Source organism: Paralcaligenes ginsengisoli (assembly GCF_054781135.1).
The window spans coordinates 473,066-489,825 of sequence record NZ_BAAGUZ010000002.1 but is presented as its reverse complement, the minus strand read 5'-3'; the positions used below and the strand labels follow the sequence as shown (position 1 = coordinate 489,825).

The window sequence follows — 16,760 nt, the reverse complement described above, 5'->3', positions numbered from 1 at the left end:
GGTGCTGATCGATGAGCAGCCTCGAGAGAATGCTGAGCCTGCTGGATGTATTCACGCCGGCCGCTCCCGTGTGGTCGGCGGAGGACTTGATCCGCTATTCGGGCTCGCCGCCTTCCACCTGCTATCGCTATCTGAAAGTATTGTGCGGGGCAGGTTTCCTGGCGCGAGTGGCCAATGGCTCGTATGTGCTGGGGCCGAGAATTCTTGAGCTGGATCGCACGATACGCCTGTGCGATCCTGTTTATGTGGCGGGAACATCCATTGCCCAGCACCTGACGGATGCGAAGGGCTACAGCACGCTGCTCTGCATTCTGTTCAGCGACTCCGTCATGTGCGTGCAGCAGGCGCTCAGCCGCGAGGCCCCGCCGCAACTGTTCAACCGCGGGCAGCGTCGCCCCTTGATCGCCGGGGCCTCGGCCAAGGCCATACTGGCCCATCTGCCTATGCACCAGCTGCGTTCCATTTATGCGAAGAACCGCAAGGAAATCGCCTCCAGCGGCCTGGGTGCGGACTGGGAATTCTTTAAAAAGGCGCTCAAGCAGATTCGCTCCGACGGCTACTGCATGACGGTGGGTGAATACAACCCCGGTGTCATGTCTATTGCCACTCCTTTGTTCAATCAAGAGGGAGAAGTGTTGGGCAGCCTTGCCATGGTTGCCTGGGCCGAGAATTCGGACATGGCGGATTTCCGCACGCTGATGCCTGATGTGGTTCGTGCCGGCCAGGAAATCTCCGCGCGCATCGCGGCCATGGAAAACATGATGGACTTGCCGGCGCGGGCAATAGGTTAGCCCGCGCCGGCAGGCCTGCTGTATCAGGCCGACGGTCGGCTTGCGGCATGCCGCATTACATACTGGGCGGTGGACTGTATCGAAGACAGGACCGGCTTGCCGAAGGCGCTTTGCAGGGAATCCAGGATGTGAAAAGTCGGCAATTGCGAACAGGCGATGAACAGCGCGTCGCAATCGGCCTCGATCATGGCTCGCGCCCGCTGCTCGACTTCGTCTTCGGTAATGCGTCCCAGCGCCGACACATCGGCCGCGTGAAAACTGTCCAGGTGATCCACGGAGATATCGCCGGACTCCAGGAAGCGTCGAATGCGCATATTCACATCGTCCTGGTACGGAGTAAGGAGCGCAATGCGGCGGGCGCCGATTTCTCGCAGTGCATCGAGCATGGCTCGCGCCGTGGTGACGACCGGTCGACCGGTGATTGCGGCGAGATCCTTCGCGATGGCGGCGTCGCCTTCGGGGCCGAGAATGAATCCCGCCGCGGTGCAGCCGTAGGCGATGACATCGACCGGCGCCTCGGTGAATGCGGCGGCGAGCTCGACCGCTGCTTTTTTATACGCAGGCAACGATTCGGGCGTCAGCAAACCTTCGCCTCGCGGCACCCGCAATGTTTTGCAGAGACTGCCTTCGGGGAGCCAGTCCAGCATTTCAGGCTCCATGGTCGTATTATTGGCCGGCACCATCAGGCCCAGGCGAACAGGGTTTGTCATTGTGCTGTTCCTTTTGCGTCGAGCGGCATCAGTGGCGCAGCGACGCCCGCGGGCAACGGCAAGCGTGCGGTATTGAGCACCATGGCCAGCATGCTGTAATAGCCGCAAAGAGCTATCAGGTCGAGCGCGCCAGGCAAGCCGAATCGGCCCGCAATATCGTTGAACGTGGCATCGTCGGCTTCACCGGACTGATGCAGGCTGCGGCAAAAAAGGTAGACCGCAGCCTGGTCGCCGCTCATGCCGACGGGCGGCTCGCCCCTGGCGATGGCCTCGATGATGGCAGTCGATAGCGTGGTCGTTTCGCGCGCAATACGCGAATGGGCATGCCATTCGTACTGGCAGCTCCAGCGTCGCGCCGCAACCAGCACGGCCAGTTCGATCAGATCGGGAGCCAACTGCGTGCCGAAGCGCAGGTATTCGCCCAGGCTTTGCACCCGGCTTGCCAGTTCAGGCTGGTGTATCAGGGCCAGGAAGGGCCCCCTGATCGAACCTCGCGGGCCAGAGGCGATCTCGGCCGCAACCTTGCGTTGCGGTTCTGTCATGTTTTCGGGTTCGATCTGGGCAAAACGTGGCGAGGTCATGGCATCAGGTCCTTGTGGGCTGGGCCGGTGGGCTGCCGGCAGGCGGGCGTATGGTGATGGAATGGGCCGGGCGGTCGGGGGCGGCGTTGATGGGGCGCCAGCAGAATGATCGCACCTCGCCGAATTCATGCGGCAAGCGCAGCCACGTGTCGCCGCCATCGATGCTGCGATATATCTGCCCCAGGTTGCTTGCGAGGAAAATGATCTCGGGATTGGAGGGATGCGTTGCCACGCACCACGGTGTACTGTTCAGGCCAGGAGGCAAGCCCGCATCTTTCCAGGTTTCGCCATAATCGGTGCTGCGCCACAGGATTCCTGTGGAACCCGGTGGCCCGTCGCCGTTGGTCAGGAATAAAGTGGCGTCGCTATCGGCGCGCGGCACGATGGCTCGCGTGTATTGCCATGGGGAGTCGAGTTCTTGAAAGACCCATGTGCGGCCCTCGTCTTCGCTGCGATGCAGGCCGCGGTTGGTGGTTGCGAACAGGATCGTCGCCCCTGAAGCGTTCCTGATGCAGGCGATGCCGTGCACATCGGCCGAGATCAGGCCGTCGTCGCGCCGAACCCAGCTGCGGCCGCCGTCGTCGCTGCGGTAAATGCCGCCGATCTCGACGGTAGCCCATATGACATGGGCATCTCCTGGTTCGACCAGGATTTGCGTGACGCGGGTTGCTCCCATATTGATTTCGGAAAATTTCGAAATGCCGGGCACGTTCAGTTCATGCCAACTGGCGCCCGCGTCGTTCGAGCGGAAAAAACCGGCGGGACGCGTGCCGGCATAAAGAATGCGGGGATCGTCGGGATCCTGCGCCAAGGCCCATATATCGTGCATGGGCGAGGCCACGGGCGTCCAGCGCACGGTTTTTTCGCTCCACCTGAACAAACCCATGTCTGTACCGGCGTAGAGCTCATCAGGCGTTTTTGGATGGCCGCAGAATGTCCAGACGCGTGCTTCGAGATACATGCCGGAATGACTGTTCGGGTGGACCCAGGTTTCCCCCATATCGTCGCTGAACCATGCGGAGTGCCCCGCCGTACCCGCGTAGACCTCGATTCGCGTACCCATTTTTTTCGATGCCTTGTCTATTGCATGGATTGTTAGAAAGATTAATTTATTCTACTATGTGAGAAATATTACTATTTATAAGATAAGGAGACAACTATGAAAAATTTGAGCGCAGCGCTGGCTGCCGGCATCCTGGCCCTGGCCGCGGCCCCCGCGATGGCGCAGTCCTATCCGTCCCGGCCCATCAGTATTGTGATCGGCTTCCCTCCAGGAGGCGCAATCGACACCATTACGCGCGTCATTGGGCCCAAGATGTCGGAATCCATGGGCCAGCCGATCGTCATTGAAAACAAGCCCGGCGCCGGAGGGGCCATCGGTGCGGCTTATGTGGCGCGGGCCAAGCCGGATGGGTACACGATTTTCATGGGCACCATGGGCAACTTCGCAATTGCGCCAAGCTTGATCAAGAACCTGCCCTACAACGTACAGAAGGATTTTGCCCCGGTAACCCTGGTGGCCGCTTCGGGCTTTGTCCTGTATGTCAATCCCAAGCTGCCTGTCAAGACTGTCAAGGATCTTATCGCCTACGGCAAGGCGCACCCGGGCGGTTTGAACTTCTCGTCCAGCGGCAATGGCGGTTTGCCGCATATGGCGGGGGAAATGTTCAACTCCGCAACTGGCCTGAAAATGACTCACGTCCCTTATAAAGGGAGCAGTCCCAGCATCGCCGGCCTTATTGCCGGCCAGGTCCAGCTGACATTCGAGGCGCCCGCCATCGGCATCCCGTTCGTCCAGTCCGGCCAGCTTGTCGCTCTTGCCACCACCGGCGACAAGCCCTTGGCCGCTCTGCCCAATGTGCCGACGGTGGCGGCATCCATGCCGGGGTTCACCATATCGAACTGGTTCGGCATGGCTGTTCCGGCTGGCACTCCGCCAGAGGTCGTAGACAGAATCCAAAAGGAAGTTGCCAAGGCCTTGCGCCAGCCCGCGGTCAAATCCAAGCTGGAATCCGTGGGCGTGGAGCCGGTGGGCAATACGCCTGGAGAATTCGGCAAATACATAAAGGATGAGACCGGCCGCTGGGCGCATGTGATCAAGGAAGCCGGCATCAAGATGGAGTAGCACGCCGGGCTCACCGTGTTCTTAAGGCGCGAGGGTGGCTACTCTTGGAACCGCATTTCTTTTCAATTGCGGCGCGTACTACACTAAGGCAGTGATTCACTCTCTTTGATCGGGGCCTGATATTCATGGCTCCGGCGCTTTACGGGGATATCCATGCCTACACATCAATCGGCTCGCGAGGCCGTGGCTTCGGCAACAGCGTCCGCGATTTCCTTTATATCTTCCCACACCGCAGGCGGCAAGACCGCTGCCTCCAATGCCGCGGATCGGCCGGGCGCGTCCTTTCATCTTCGCAAAGTGGCGGTGTGCGGCGCGGGTGTGATGGGGGCGCAGATTGCGGCACATTGCGTCAATGCGGGCGTGCCGGTGGTGTTGTTCGATTTGCCGGCCAAAGAGGGCGATAAAAGCGGCATTGCCAAGCGGGCGATTGCCCAGCTTAAAAAGCTGAATCCCGCGCCGTTGGGCACGCCGCAACTGGCCGAGCTGATCACACCCGCCAACTATGCGGACGACCTGAACCTGCTGGCCGATTGCGACCTGATCATCGAGGCCATTGCCGAACGCCTGGACTGGAAGCGCGATCTTTATCATCAACTGGCGCCGGCGATCAAGCCGCAGGCCATTATCGCCAGCAACACGTCAGGCCTGTCGATCACCGCCTTGTCGCAGGCTTTGCCCGAGCAGTTGCGGCATCGTTTCTGCGGGGTGCATTTTTTCAATCCGCCGCGCTATATGCCTCTGGTCGAACTGATTCCCACCGCCGATACCGAGCCGGCGCTGCTCGACGACCTGGAAACCTTTCTGGTGTCGCAGTTGGGCAAGGGCGTGGTGCGCGCCAAAGATACGCCCAATTTCGTGGGTAATCGCATCGGCGTATTCGGGATTTTGTCGGTGTTTGCTCAGGCTGAAAAATTCGGCCTGCCCTACGATCTGGTCGATGAGCTGACAGGCAAGCGCCTGGGGCGCGCCAAGTCGGGTACCTTCCGCACGGCCGATGTGGTGGGCCTGGACACCCTGGCGCACGTGGTGCGCACCATGCAAGACCAACTGCCCGACGATCCGTTTCATGCGCATTTCGGCGTGCCGCCGGTGGTGGCGGCACTTATTGAAAAAGGCGCCCTGGGGCAAAAGACCGGAGCGGGTTTTTATCGCAAGGAAGGCAAGGCCATATTGCGGCTCGACCCAGCCAAGGGGGAGTATGTTCCCGCCGATTCCACGATCGACGAGGGCGTGGCCGCTATATTGGCCGAGCGCGATCCGGCCAAGCGCCTGAAGGCCTTGCGCGAATCGGACCACCCGCAGGCGCAGTTCGTCTGGGCGGTGCTGCGCGACGGCTTCCATTACAGTGCCGTGCATCTGGCCGATATTGCCGATACGGCACGCCAGGTCGATCAGGCCATGACCTGGGGCTTCGGCCATGCCCAGGGTCCGTTCGAGATCTGGCAGTCGGCGGGCTGGTGCGAAGTGGCCGGCTGGATAGCCGAAGACATCAAGGCGGGCAAAGCCCTGTCCAGCGCGCCGCTGCCCGGCTGGGTCACCCGCGGCCCGGTGTGGGATGCGCAAGGCGTGCAGACGGCCGAGGGCTCCTGGAATCCGCGCACGCAGAAATTTCAGCCGCGCAGCGATTTGCCCGTGTATCGCCGCCAGATCGCCGCGCCGCGCCTGGTGGGCGAGCCCGATTCCCTGAACGATACCGTTGTTTTCGAAAACGAGGCCATCAAGTGCTGGACCCTGCCGGCGCCGCACCCGCAAGAGGTGTTGATTCTATCGTTCAAGTCCAAGATGCATACGCTGGGCCCGGATGTGGTGCGCGGCATTGCGCAGGCGGTCGACCTGGCCGAGGCCTCATTCAAGGCCTTGGTGATAGGCCAGTTGAGCGAGCCGTTTTCGGCGGGTGCCGACCTCAAGGCCATGCTGCCGGTTTTCGCCGCGGGCGGTGCGGCGGCGGTGGAACCCATCGAGCGCGAGATGCAGGACATGGTCCTGCGCTTGCGCTACGCCCAGGTGCCGGTGGTGGCCGCTTTGGCGGGCATGGCGCTGGGCGGGGGCTGCGAGCTCTCGGTGCATTGCGCCAGGCGGGTCGCGCATTTTGAAACCTATATTGGCCTGGTCGAGGCCGGCATAGGCCTGGTACCCGGTGCGGGCGGCCTGACGTACTGCGCGCGCCGCGCGGCCGAGTTGCAGGCGGAAGGCGCGCCGGATGCGCCCTTGCTGGTTTTCCTTAAAAAATTCGCCCTGGCGGTGGCCAGCGCCCAGGTGTCCAGGTCGGCGCTCGATGCGCGGCAGATCGGCTATTTGCAAACGTCCGATACGGTCGTCATGAACCGCTACGAACTGCTGTATGTGGCGGTGCGCGAAGCGCAGGCCATGGCCGAGTCCGGCTGGCGCGCCCCGATACCACGCACTTTTCCGGTGGCCGGACGCGACGGCACGGCCACGCTGAAGGCGCAATTGCTGAACATGAAGGTGGGAGGCTATATCTCCGACTACGATTTTGTCGTGGCGGAGAAAGTGGCGTATGTGATGTGCGGAGGCGATGTCGACCCCGGCTCGCTGGTCGACGAGGCCTGGATGCTGGCGCTTGAACGCGAAGCCTTCCTGGGTTTGCTGACCCAGGCCAAAACCCAGGAACGCATCGCCGGCATATTGAAAACCGGCAAGCCGGTACGCAATTGATGGATCAGCTGTAGGAGTGGCCCTTGTGGCCACCCTTCATGCGGGAAATAACAGGACAAGCAGGTACCCGGCTTGTTCCATGCACACGAGGTCAAGGAGTTTGGTATGAGCACTTTGCAGCAAGCCTATATCGTCGCGGCGACTCGCACGCCTATTGGCAAGGCGCCGCGCGGCGTGTTGTCGCATCAACGTCCCGACGATCTGCTGGCGCGGGTGATCCAGGGTGTGTTGGCGCAGGCGCCCAGCCTGGACCCGGCCGCGATTGAAGATGCGATCGTGGGCTGTGCGATTCCCGAGGGCCCTCAGGGCCTGAATGTCGCTCGCATAGGCGCCTTGCTGTCGGGGCTGCCCAGCTCGGTCGGGGGCGTGACCGTGAACCGGTTCTGCGCGTCCGGGCTTACCGCCATCGCCATGGCCGCCGACCGCATTCGCGTGGGCGAAGCCGATGTGCTCATCGCGGGCGGCACCGAATCCATGAGCCAGGTGCCGACCATGGGCGTCAGCACGTCGTTCAGTCCAGCTATTTTTGCGCGCGACGAGAATCTGGGCATCGCGTATGGCATGGGCCTGACGGCCGAGCAGGTCGCAGTGCGCTGGAAGGTATCGCGCGAGGATCAGGATGCGTTTGCGCTGCGTTCGCATCAGCGGGCGATTGCCGCGCAGCAGGCCGGCGAATTCGCCGATGAAATGCTGCCGCTCGATGTGATCAATCGGGTGCCCGATTTGCACACGGGCAAGGTGGCCGAGACCCACAAAATGGTAAGCCTGGACGAGGGCGCACGCGCCGACACCAGCCTGGATGCCCTGGCAAAGTTGCGGCCGGTGTTTGCGGCGCGCGGCAGTGTGACCGCTGGCAATAGTTCGCAGATTTCCGATGGCGCGGGTGCGCTGCTGGTGGTGTCCGAGCGCGCGCTCAAAACCCATGGGCTGACTCCTTTGGCGCGCTTTGTGTCGTTTGCGGTGCGCGGGGTGCCCCCCGAGATCATGGGTATCGGCCCCAAGGAAGCCATCCCCCGGGCCTTGAAACACGCCGGATTAAAGCTGGATCAGATGGGCTGGATCGAGCTGAACGAAGCCTTCGCGGCGCAGTCTCTGGCGGTAATACGCGATCTGGGCTTGAATCCCGAGATCGTGAATCCAATGGGGGGGGCGATTGCCCTGGGGCATCCCTTGGGTGCAACCGGCGCCATCCGCGCCGCCACCGTCATACATGGCATACGCCGCCGCAAATTCGATTACGGCATGTTGACCATGTGCGTAGGCACAGGCATGGGGGCGGCGGGTATTTTCGAAAGGGTGTAGTTTAATCGTCTGGCCCGATTGAACGATCGTCCTTCAGGCCTCGCCGTTTTCCTCGAGTATCGCCATGACATTGCGCCCCGTGCGCCGCAGATGCTGCGTCAGAATCTGTGCGGCGAGTTCCTTGTCGCGAGCCATGGCCGCCTCGAAAATGGCTTTGTGTTCGGCAGGAACGTTCTCGTCGGGGGCATGCCGCGTCAGAAACAGCCGCCGGTAGCGGTCGCTCAGATCGTGCAGTGTGCCGCAAAAGCGCAGCAGCAAAGGCATGCCGCAGGCCGAAAACAGAGTCAAGTGGAAAACGCGATGCGTTTTTTCCCATTCGTCGGATCGCTCCCCTTTTTCTTCCAGGCGGGCCAGGCGGTAATACGCCGCCGTCAAGGCATCCTCCCAGGCTGCATCGCCGTGCAAGATCGATTCGTTCATGGCCATGACCTCCATTTGCGTGCGCAGGGTGGTGACTTCACGCAGGTTTTCCGCCGATACGGGGGCGACGCGGTAGCCGCGATGATCCGCGATCTGCACCAGGCCCTCCGCGGTCAGCCGAGTCAGCGCTTCGCGCAGCGGACTGAGACTGACCGCATAGTGGTGGCGCAGATCGTCCAGCCGCAGCTTGGTGCCGGGCGGGTACGAGCCTTGCAGGATCTCGGCGCGGATCTGAATCGCAAGTGCCGCCGTAAGCGACGCTCCGGCTTCCGGTGCCTGGGGGTCTGAAGAATTTTTCATGCGGACGCCATTATGTTCCATGGCTATTTTAGCTGCATTATAAATAATCGATTAAAAATAAATAATCGATATTTTTATTGACATAGGCAATTTTATAGTCAAACATTGAGGCCTGTCGCAAGCCATGCACCGCGTTTTCGCAGCGACGTGGAAGTAGCGGCGCACCAATTCAAGACCTCAAGGAACCATGTATGTCCATAGCCGGAATCGATACGGAAATTGTCCGCAAATCCATGGGTGAGCCGCAGGGCGGCGCCTCCGCCGTGCAGCATGCGGCCGATACATACCGGGATTTGCTGGGCTTTCTGCCTCCGCGTGTAGAGGCCAGATTGCATGTAACGGGTGCGCTGGATCCTGTCTTGCTCGACCTGCAGGAACAGGTTCGCTCCCACGCCATGAATCCGGCGTGCTTCGACTCCAAGACGGTACAGTTGATGGTCTTCGGCATGCTGGTGGTCGACCTGAGCGATGCGGCCACCATTCACGGCATTGCGGCGCGGCGTGCCGGCGCCAGCTGGGAAGAAATGCAAGCGGTCGTGAGCCTGGCGTACTTGTTCCGGGGTGTTTCCGCCGCCAATCGCGGCGCCGATCTGCTGGCGCGGATCGCTGAACGCGAAGCGCAAAATCCGGGCGGTGCCTAGCCGCGCACGTGCAGTGCCGGTTTTTATCTTCTTCAATTCAGAGGGTATCGCTCATGCAGGACTGTCCCGCTCCCGATCGTCACACCAAACCCCCGCGTTTCCGTATGCCGCCCGACGCATGCGACTGCCATGCCCATGTTTTCGGCCCTCAAGCGCGCTACCCGTTTTCGCCGCAGCGCAGCTATACGCCGGAAGACTGTACCGTGGAAGATTACGAACGACTCCTGGCCACGCTGGGCATTGATCGCGCCGTTATCGTTCATGGCGGTGCGCACGGCACTGACAACGAGGTCACCCTGAACGCCCTTGAGCGCATGGGGGCCAGGGCGCGCGGGATCGCCGTCCTGCCTCCCGGCAGTTCGGACGCCCGGCGCCACCGCATGCATGATCTTGGCATCCGGGGCTATCGCATGTCGACGGTGGTGGGCGGCGGCGTCGGTTTCGATCAATTGGAAGCGCTGTCGGCCGAGGCCAAGGAGATGGGCTGGCACCTGGTACTGCATTTCAAGCATGCGGCCGAACTGCTTGAGCTGGCTCCCCGCATACAGGCGCAGCATGTCGACTATGTGCTGGATCATCTGGCGCGCATACGCGGCGACGAAGGGCTGGATAGCCCTGCGTTCGGCACCTTGGCCCGCCTGCTCGACACCGGGCATGCCTGGGTCAAGCTGGCCAGCCTGTATCGATTGTCGTCCCAAGCCTATCCGCATGCCGACATGCTGCCGATGATTCACCGGGTCGTGCAAAGGTGGCCCGACCGGATCATTTGGGGCAGCAATTGGCCGCATCCCATTTGCCCGGTTTCCATGCCCAACGATGGCGATCTGGTCGACCTGATCCCCTTGTGGGTGCCCGATGCCGCCGCCCGACAGAAGATGCTGGTCGACAACCCCGCCCGGCTATACGGTTTTTGACTTTGATTGCCGCAACACGTGCCGCCGGAAAGAGGGCACCGCAGAAAATAACGGAGACTAATATGAAGAAACAGATATTCCAGGCGTTCGCTTTTGCCGCCGCCTTGCTGGTCATACCCGCGGCACCCTCGCAGGCCGCCGCTTATCCCAGCGAGCCGATCAGCATTGTCGTGCCGTTTCCGCCCGGAGGCACTACGGATCTTGTGGCTCGTGTGCTGGCGGAAAAGCTGGCTTTGCAATTGAAGCAATCGGTCATCGTCAAGAACCGCCAAGGCGCGGGCGGAAATATCGGCGCGGCGGAAGTGGCCCGCGCAAAACCCGATGGCTACACGCTGTTGCTATCGAGTGCGGGGCCGCTCAGTATTAACCAGCAGTTATATGCCAACCCAGGCTATGATCCAGTCAAGGATTTCGCGCCGGTGTCGCTGGTGGCTTCGGTGCCGATCATGTTGGTCAGCAATCCGAAAGCGCCGTTTACCACTCTGGCTGGGCTGATCGCCTATGCCAAGGCGCATCCGGGCCAGCTTTCGTATGGATCTCAGGGTAGCGGCACGACCAGCCACCTGACCATGGAACTGCTGAAGCTGGATGCCGGAATCGATCTGCAGCATATTCCCTATCGCGGCAGCGCGCCTGCCGCGGCGGACCTGATCGGTGGACAGATCCAGGTCATGTTCGACAACTCGCCCACCACTTTGCCCCAAGTCAAGGCGGGTACCATGCGCGCGCTGGGCGTCGCATCCAGCCACCGCATACCCGAAATGAAGAATATCCCGGCCATTGCCGAAATAGTTCCAGGCTTCGAGTCCGAGGCCTGGTTCGGCCTGGTGGCGCCGGCAGGCACGCCGGCCCAAACGCTGGACACACTGAATGCGGCCGTTCGCCGGGTGCTGGCCGATCCGGCCGTCATTTCCCGTTTCAGGGCGGTGGGTGTCAATCTGGTGGGCGACTCCCCCAGCGAGTTTCGCCGGTTTATCCAGGCTGAAGTGGGTAAATGGGGCAAAATCATCAAGGCCACAGGCTTGAAGCTGGGGTAGCTCGCGAATTCGGCAGCCGGGAAAAGGAACTTTTGACCCCAGGGCGGATCTTAAGATTAGCACTCTCGCTACCAGAGTGCTAATATAGAAACCTGCTTATTCCTTATTTCTTGAAGGGTCTGCTGCCTGATGACACAAAACTCGCAATCTTTGGCCTTGTCCAACTCCACTTTGGCCATGGCTATTTCCAACCCAGGTGCTTTAGGCACGATCGAAGCCTATATCAGCGCCGTCAATCGCCTGCCCTTGCTCACTCAAGAGCAGGAAGTGGCTTTGGGTCAGCGTTTGCGTGACGACTCCGACCTCGATGCCGCCCGTCAACTGATTATTTCGCATTTGCGGCTGGTCGTGTCCGTGTCGCGCCAGTATCTGGGCTATGGCCTGGCGCATGCCGATCTTATCCAGGAAGGCAATGTGGGCCTCATGAAGGCCGTCAAGCGCTTCGACCCCGATCGCGGGGTGCGCCTGGTGTCGTTTGCCGTGCACTGGATCAAGGCTGAAATCCACGAATATATCGTGCGCAACTGGCGTCTGGTCAAGGTGGCAACCACCAAGGCTCAGCGCAAGCTGTTTTTCAATTTGCGCAAGATGCGTCCCGATGGACAAACGCTCGATACTGAACAGGTCAGCGCCATTGCCCGTGAACTCAACGTTCGCCCCGAGGACGTCAGCGAGATGGAAGTCCGGCTTTCGGGCCGTGAAATGGCGCTCGATGGCCAAAGCGACGACGAAGATGCGTACGCACCCATTGCCTATCTGTCGGATGACGGGCAGCAAGAACCTTCGCGGGTACTTGAGCGCCGCGCACACGATACCCTGCATGGCGCGGGCCTGACTGGCGCACTCGATGGCCTGGATGCCCGCTCGCGCCGTATCGTCGAAGCGCGCTGGTTGCAGGACGAAGGCGGTGCGACGCTGCACGAACTGGCTGCCGAGTTCGGTGTGTCGGCCGAGCGCGTGCGGCAAATTGAAGCCGCCGCTTTCAAAAAAATGCGTGTGGCCCTGACGGCTTGAGCTCCTTTTACTTGCAGTGGCGCCGTTTGTCTGCAATGTGCCACGGCTTGGGCTGTGATATGACACATTTTGATACAAGGTGGCGGGAGAAACCGAGAACTTATTGCCGAAGAGCCTGACTAATCTTCCATAGACAGCGAACTTGGCACCTGCTGCCGGGTTCATGTTCTTGTCGTCCGTTTCGGCTTCTCCTCTTTCCCCTCCCTTTTGAAACGGATGTTTGCGGGACTCTCCACGAGTCCCGTTTTTTATGCGCGCCGCGCGCAGGCATTGAAAACAGTATTGCCCAATGACAGCCGGCGCTAAAAGCAGAGATATGCATCAATCCCGATATAGAGATCTATGGGGCAGATAGGTGTTTCCATATTTCTTCCATAGGGGTTCTTCGGGCTGTATGACTCGTTTATCCAGTGGGGTCGGCAAATTTGCTTTTCACGTTTGGTTCGAGTTGTTTAGGGCACTCGAGTGTTTACGGCGTTCGATGTTTTGGTCGCTTTGGTATTTACGGTTTGGTATTTAAAGACGCCGTCTATCGGGGCTTGGGGTCAGGCCCGGCACGGCGTGCTGGATCCGGATCTACCTCGTCCAGGCGGGCGTCGGGCGAACTCGCCCAGCCTCACGAGGCTGGGCTCAGACAGCGCCCGCCGAAAGCCCCCGCCTTCCCTACGGTAGCATCCGGCGCACGCCTTACGCCGGTCCTGACCCCAAGCCCCGATAGACGGCTCACGTGATGGCATGCCTGGAATGAATTTGCCGGCCCAAGGTATACCTCGATGCATGACCTCAACGTTTCTCTCGGTGCATGACCCTAACGCTGCTCTCGATGCATTTCCTCAACGCGAGCCGCACCGCCCACCCTGCGGCGTCTTTATAGAACTACCACCGCGCCCACACAGCCCAATAGCCCAATAGCCCAAGCCTAGCTGAGCAGTCCGGTGGGCGGCCTTGCCTCCCAGCCCAGCGCAGTCCAATTATCGAAATTATAAAAAAAACGCTATCCTACTTCGGACGTATGGCGCTTGATCGACTTTCCGCGCCTTGGAGGCGTCGCCCGAATGATGGCACCACATATAAAATCGTCCCTGAATGCTTCCTGATGCTCCGGAAGCACAGGGTTTGAGGGATTGCAGATGCAGGTAGGATTTTGGGTATTCGGATTGGCAGGCCTGCTGGCTCTGGTATGTTTCATGCCACCGCTGGCTGGCCGCTTGCGGCTGCCTTATTCTGTACTGCTGGCCATTGTCGGATTCGCGCTGGGCATCATTATTCATGTGCACAGCTGGGCTCCGGTCATCATGTCGGATTTCCTCGATTCGCTGCAGCATTTCGAGGTATCGTCCGATACATTTCTTTTTGTGTTCTTGCCGGTTTTGCTGTTTGAAACATCGCTGGCGCTAAATGTACGGCGTTTGCTCGACGACATTGGCCTGATCCTGATGATGGCTATTGGGGCCGTGGTTGTGTGTACAGTGGTAGTCGGGTTTTCTATCAATGCCGTATCCAGTTACGGCCTGATAGTATGCCTGATGCTGGGAGCCATCGTTGCCACCACCGACCCGATTGCCGTGGTGGGGGTCTTTCGCGAGGTGGGCGCGCCCAAGCGCCTGACGACCTTGGTCGAAGGTGAGTCGCTGTTCAACGACGCGGCATCGATTGCGCTGTACTCCGTATTGTTGACCACGCTATATACCGGCGGCGATATCTCGGTCGGCACCGTGTTCTGGAGCTTTCTGTTCAGCTTCCTCGGTGGCGGGGTAATCGGCTTTCTAATGGGTCGCCTCGCATGCTGGCTGATCATGTGGTTGCGTGGCTGGCCTACCGCCGAAATTACCCTGACCATTGCCTTCGCCTACCTGACCTTCTTCATTTCAGAACATTATTTCGGTGTGTCCGGCGTGGTGGCGACAGTGATTGCCGGCCTGGTGGTCGGGTCTACGGGCCGCACGCGCATGTCGCCGACGACCTTCGAACAACTCGAAAGCGCCTGGTCGCAGTTCGGTTTCTGGGCCAATTCGCTGATTTTCGTGTTTGCGGCCATGCTGATTCCTCGGATGATGGCCGAGGTCAGCTGGGTGCAGGTGCTGCTGGTGCTGTTGCTGTTCGTGGCGACGCTGGCGTCGCGGGCGGTCATGGTGTTTGGCGTCCTGCCGGTGCTGGGCCTGACCCGTTTCGGCACCAAGGTCAGCCGCTCCTACCGCATCGTCATGTGTTGGGGAGGGCTGCGCGGCGCCGTATCGCTCGCCTTGGCACTGGCCGTTACCGAGCAGCACAATGTGCCGCACGATGCCCGCCAGTTCATTGCCGTGGCCACTACCGGGTTCGTGTTGATGACCCTGTTCATCAACGGCGTCAGCCTGCGGCCCCTGATCCGCCGTTTGCATCTGGACCAGCTGTCGCCCATCGAGCGCACAATACGCAACCAGGCGTTGGTGGTGGCGCTTGAAGACTTGCAACACAAAACTGACGAGATTGCCCAGAAGGAACACATAGGCACAGAAGTGCAGGCCCGCATACGCGCCGTGTTCGACGCGAGCCTGGCCAGTGTGAACGATGCGCAGGTACGCCAGATGTCGCATGACGAAAAGGTGGCGGTAGGCCTGGCCATTGTTGCCGCGCGCGAAGAGGAAATGTTTTTCGACGTGCTCAAGGCGCAGATCGTCGATTGGCGCATGGCGGAATCCCTGATGTCGCGGGCCGAGCGCATGAGCGATGCGGTGCGGGATGGGGGCCTGGCCGGTTTCGAGGCGGCCATAGCAGCCGATCTGCGTTATTCGACCGGGTTTCGCTGGTCTCTGCGGATGCACTATATTTTTGGATTCCAGGGCTGGCTGGCGTTCGAGCTGGCCTATCGTTTCATGAATCTCATGAGCAAGCGCTCGGTGGCGCAACGCCTTATCCTGTTTGCCCAGACAGAAATCCAGCCCCTGCTCGGCGAGGAAGCCACCAAGGCCATTGTCGAGGCGCACAGGCATCGCCTCGCGCTGCTTGAAAGTGCGATTCAGGCGCTCAATCTGCAATATCCCTCATTTGCCATGTGGCTGCAGGAATCGTATCTGGGACGCATGGCGCGCGCCCTCGAGAAGCTGCGCTACCGCGACATGCTGTCGGAGTTCCTGATCAGCGGCGAAGTCTACGCCGATCTGGTCCGGCAAATCGGCAGTCGCTGGGAACACATCGACAAGCGGCCTGCTCTGGACATTGCCATGAGCGCCAGCGACCTGATCAAACGGGTGCCTTTGTTCGAGGGCATTTCACCAGAATCGCTCAAGGCGATCAGCAAGCTGCTCAAGCCGCGGCTGGCGGTGCCCGATCAGCCGGTCAGTGTGCAGATGGGGCGCATGCGCGCTATGTATTTCGTGGCTTCGGGTGCTGTATCGGTCGAGTTGCCCGACCGCACTACCATCGAATTGGGTACGGGCGAGTTTTTCGGTGAAATCGCGTTGATTTCAGGCAATGAATTCGTCTTGAATGTGCAATCGCTGGGCTACAGTCGTCTGTTGATGCTGATGGGGCGGGACTTCGATGCGCTGTTGGCGCGCGATGCGATTTTGCGTGAAAAGATCGAATCGGTCGCCAAGCAGCGCTTGCGGGCATTGGCGGTGTGGCAGGAATTCCAGTCTGGAGAGCGCCAATACGAGCCTTTGCCCGAGATGCATCCTCCGGCGGAGGAGCCCACGGTCAAACCGGCTGGCGACACATCGTAAGTGCTGGCGGGTTGGCGCATTTTTGGTTTGAGCGTTTACGGCGTTGAACGGGTTTCAGTGATTTTTGTTTGAGCTATTTTTAGGCTTATGCGATGGCTTTGGACTGTGTTGTTTGTATAGGCGGACGTAGTTCTAAAAAGACGCCGCAGGGTGGGCGGTGCTGTGTAGTCCGGCACGTCCAGCGGTCGGCTAGCTGCGCTAGCCGACTACCCGGGTCTGCCTCGTCCAGGCGGGCGTCGGGCCAACTCGCAGTGCCTCGCGCGCGAGGCACTGCTCAGACAGGGCCCGCCGAAGGCCCCCGCCTTCCCTTCGTCAGCACCCGGCGCTGGACTACCGCCGGACTACACAGCACCACCCACCCTGCGGCTTGCGTTGAGGGAATGCATAGAGGTATACGTTGGGGAAGCGGCGTTTAGCCAATCACGGGATACATTGAGGCGGCGGGCGTTTAGTCAATCGAGTCGCCAATCCATCAAGAAGTCAATCGAAATGGATACGGCCACGTGATAGAGGCATGAGTGCAGGCACGTTAACGGTTCTATGGG

At 60.4% G+C, this 16,760-nt stretch carries 13 protein-coding genes; 9 read left to right on the top strand and 4 right to left on the bottom strand.

Annotated elements, in window-relative coordinates; genetic code table 11:
• Positions 1–11 precede the first annotated feature (11 nt).
• Entirely contained in the window at positions 12–791 is a 780-nt protein-coding gene (locus ACYVIS_RS02455) for an IclR family transcriptional regulator (RefSeq protein ID WP_232742127.1), read from the top strand.
• 23 nt (positions 792–814) lie between these two features.
• On the opposite strand, the gene ACYVIS_RS02450 is transcribed toward ACYVIS_RS02455, so the two are convergent.
• The 3 genes from ACYVIS_RS02450 to ACYVIS_RS02440 are packed head-to-tail and all read right to left on the bottom strand — an operon-like array spanning position 815 to position 3,145.
• Positions 815–1,501, bottom strand: coding sequence for a maleate cis-trans isomerase family protein (locus ACYVIS_RS02450; RefSeq protein WP_232742128.1), 687 nt, complete (start codon positions 1,499–1,501; stop codon positions 815–817).
• Positions 1,498–2,082 (bottom strand): carboxymuconolactone decarboxylase family protein, encoded by a 585-nt coding sequence (locus ACYVIS_RS02445; RefSeq protein ID WP_232742129.1) that lies wholly within the window; start codon positions 2,080–2,082, stop codon positions 1,498–1,500. The genes ACYVIS_RS02450 and ACYVIS_RS02445 overlap by 4 nt, the downstream gene beginning before the upstream one ends.
• Before the next feature lie 4 nt (positions 2,083–2,086).
• The gene (locus ACYVIS_RS02440; RefSeq protein ID WP_460873161.1) at positions 2,087–3,145 is read right to left on the bottom strand and encodes a WD40/YVTN/BNR-like repeat-containing protein; all 1,059 of its coding nucleotides are present in this window, start codon (positions 3,143–3,145) and stop codon (positions 2,087–2,089) included.
• Between the two features lie 96 nt (positions 3,146–3,241).
• Here ACYVIS_RS02440 and ACYVIS_RS02435 point away from each other — a divergent pair, with 96 nt between their 5' ends.
• The 3 genes from ACYVIS_RS02435 (at position 3,242) to ACYVIS_RS02425 (ending at position 8,185) form a co-directional block, all read left to right on the top strand.
• Positions 3,242–4,207, top strand: a complete 966-nt coding sequence (locus ACYVIS_RS02435) for a Bug family tripartite tricarboxylate transporter substrate binding protein (protein WP_460873160.1) — start codon at positions 3,242–3,244, stop codon at positions 4,205–4,207.
• Between the two features lie 153 nt (positions 4,208–4,360).
• Complete coding sequence (locus ACYVIS_RS02430; protein ID WP_460873159.1) at positions 4,361–6,883, top strand: 3-hydroxyacyl-CoA dehydrogenase NAD-binding domain-containing protein; 2,523 nt, start codon at positions 4,361–4,363, stop codon at positions 6,881–6,883.
• A 105-nt stretch (positions 6,884–6,988) separates the two neighbouring features.
• Positions 6,989–8,185 carry an acetyl-CoA C-acyltransferase gene (locus ACYVIS_RS02425; protein WP_460873158.1) on the top strand — a complete coding sequence of 399 codons (1,197 nt, stop codon included), beginning with the start codon at positions 6,989–6,991 and terminating at the stop codon, positions 8,183–8,185.
• A gap of 33 nt (positions 8,186–8,218) precedes the next feature.
• Here the strand turns inward: ACYVIS_RS02425 and ACYVIS_RS02420 are convergent, their stop codons facing one another.
• Positions 8,219–8,905, bottom strand: coding sequence for a GntR family transcriptional regulator (locus tag ACYVIS_RS02420; protein WP_460873157.1), 687 nt, complete (start codon positions 8,903–8,905; stop codon positions 8,219–8,221).
• Positions 8,906–9,096: 191 nt separating this feature from the next.
• On the opposite strand from ACYVIS_RS02420, the gene ACYVIS_RS02415 reads away from it, so the two are divergent.
• From ACYVIS_RS02415 to ACYVIS_RS02395, 5 genes are all read left to right on the top strand, one after another.
• Complete coding sequence (locus ACYVIS_RS02415; protein WP_460873156.1) at positions 9,097–9,546, top strand: carboxymuconolactone decarboxylase family protein; 450 nt, start codon at positions 9,097–9,099, stop codon at positions 9,544–9,546.
• Positions 9,547–9,599: 53 nt separating this feature from the next.
• Positions 9,600–10,460: an amidohydrolase family protein gene (locus tag ACYVIS_RS02410; protein ID WP_460873155.1), complete on the top strand. Its 861-nt coding sequence runs from the start codon at positions 9,600–9,602 to the stop codon at positions 10,458–10,460.
• Between the two features lie 62 nt (positions 10,461–10,522).
• Complete coding sequence (locus ACYVIS_RS02405) at positions 10,523–11,497, top strand: Bug family tripartite tricarboxylate transporter substrate binding protein (RefSeq protein WP_460873154.1); 975 nt, start codon at positions 10,523–10,525, stop codon at positions 11,495–11,497.
• 129 nt (positions 11,498–11,626) lie between these two features.
• A complete protein-coding gene (gene rpoH, locus ACYVIS_RS02400; RefSeq protein ID WP_232742137.1) occupies positions 11,627–12,511 on the top strand; it encodes an RNA polymerase sigma factor RpoH in 885 nt (294 codons plus the stop codon).
• A 1,130-nt stretch (positions 12,512–13,641) separates the two neighbouring features.
• The gene (locus tag ACYVIS_RS02395; RefSeq protein WP_460873153.1) at positions 13,642–16,215 is read left to right on the top strand and encodes a cation:proton antiporter; all 2,574 of its coding nucleotides are present in this window, start codon (positions 13,642–13,644) and stop codon (positions 16,213–16,215) included.
• Positions 16,216–16,760: the final 545 nt, after the last annotated feature.